The 1,750-nt window shown below is 35.5% G+C and carries 2 protein-coding genes; one reads left to right on the forward strand and one right to left on the reverse strand.

Annotation, left to right across the window (positions count from 1 at the left end; all coding sequences use genetic code 11):
- Positions 1 to 54 precede the first annotated feature (54 nt).
- Positions 55 to 1,197 (reverse strand): nitrous oxide reductase accessory protein NosL, encoded by a 1,143-nt coding sequence (locus tag GSY74_RS05295; RefSeq protein WP_164664063.1) that lies wholly within the window; start codon positions 1,195 to 1,197, stop codon positions 55 to 57.
- 121 nt (positions 1,198 to 1,318) lie between these two features.
- On the opposite strand from GSY74_RS05295, the gene GSY74_RS05300 reads away from it, so the two are divergent.
- A partial coding sequence (locus GSY74_RS05300) for a hypothetical protein (protein ID WP_164664064.1) occupies positions 1,319 to 1,750 on the forward strand: 432 nt, incomplete at its 3' end.

The raw sequence follows: 1,750 nt of genomic DNA on the forward strand, positions 1-1,750 counted from the left end.
CTCACCAAAAGTGTGCTAAGTCCAATAAAAATATAAAAGAGATAGTGACTTTTTCTATTCATCCAGTTTATAAACCTCTTTTTCCACTATTTTATCAAAGCTAACTATAATTTTACCATTATGGTCATCCAAAAAAGTTTTAGCACTGCTCTCTTGCTCAAATGGTATCAATTCATTGCCCATTGGACCAAGTACATCTGAACCAATTACATAATAGGCTTTGGTTCCATCTATCGCTTTTTGAGAGTAGTAGTCTGTCACTAATATCTTACTGACATTCTCTTTTTTAGACATCTTATAATCTCCCCATTTCATATGGTCAAAATAGAATTTCATCAAATCTTTTACCCCATCAAACGAGTAGTACTTTTCATCTGTGCCCTCTTTATAAAATATCTGAGCTGCCCATCTTGGATATTTGTAGACAAACATTCCACACACAGGACATTTTTCAGCCTTGGCTACCTCTATTTTATCAGCAATCTTGTCTAAATCTTCTGTTCGTTTAACATCCCAAAGATATAGAGCCACTGCTTGAAGTTGTTTCTCTTTTAGAGGTTTACATAACTTATCATCGACAATGGCAGATTTGAGTGCATTTATCTCTACGAAATCCATAGGGTTAATGGTCGGTTGACACTTTTTCTCAAAAAGCTTCTGTCCCATAGGGTGCATCATCTTCTGCTTTTTCATGTTCACCATCGCAATATCACCTTTTAACGACTCTTCTGCTTTTTTCATGGCTGTTGCAAAGTCACTAACCTCTCCACCATGCTCTTTTGCAAACTTCTCTGCTTCATCTTTGGTAGCAAATGCAAGTTTACTGATTTTTGTCATTGTCCCTTTTACATCTGAACCTATAATATAAAAAGCTTTGTTGGCATCAATAAGTTTTTGACTATTGACATCAACCACTTTGATATCTACTAAATCTATCTTATACTCCTGCATATCCACAACCAAACAGCGAATGGAGCAGTATTGTCTATCTGCTCCATTAGGAAGCTTGGAAGTGTGAGAAGTTTTGTAGAACATCTTTAAATTCATCCCACAGACAGGACACCACTTTTTTGATGCTCCTTTTTGTGTTAGAGTTGGCTGGGTTGAAGCAACTTTGGAGAATGCATCACCTGCGTAAGTTATAGATAACGATAGAGTTAAAAACATGATAATCATGACTATTTTTCTATTTAACATTAGTAATCCTTATTTTTAATATCAGAAATTATTATATCTAAGGAGTGTTAAATCTGTGTTAATCTAAATCAAACCTCATCACACTATAATTAGTTAAAATTTATCCAAAAAGGATTATTAAATGAGACTTCTCTTACTACTACTCACTATTCTCATCTCACTTTTCACTATTTTTGGTTGTGAGGAGCGTTCCAAAACAGCCGTTGCCAAAGTCCACTGGGACAGAGACATGTGTGCTAGATGTGTCATGGTGGTAAGTGATAGAAAAAATACAGCACAGGTGAGAGACCCCAAAACTGGTAAAAAATATATGTTTGATGATATAGGTTGTACTATTCTTTGGTTCAAAGAGGAGAAGATAGAGTGGAGTGACCAAGCCATTATTTGGATAACCGATATAAACACAGGTGAGTGGATAGATGCTAGAACGGCTTTTTATGATACAGAGAATATCACACCTATGGCTTATGGATTTTCAGCTCATAAAACCAAAGAGACTATCAAAGAGGGACAAGAGATTGTTGACTTTGTAGAGGTCTCAAAAAGGGTTATA

This window comes from Sulfurovum sp. bin170 (assembly GCF_010892395.1).
In the GTDB taxonomy this organism is placed as follows: domain Bacteria; phylum Campylobacterota; class Campylobacteria; order Campylobacterales; family Sulfurovaceae; genus UBA1140.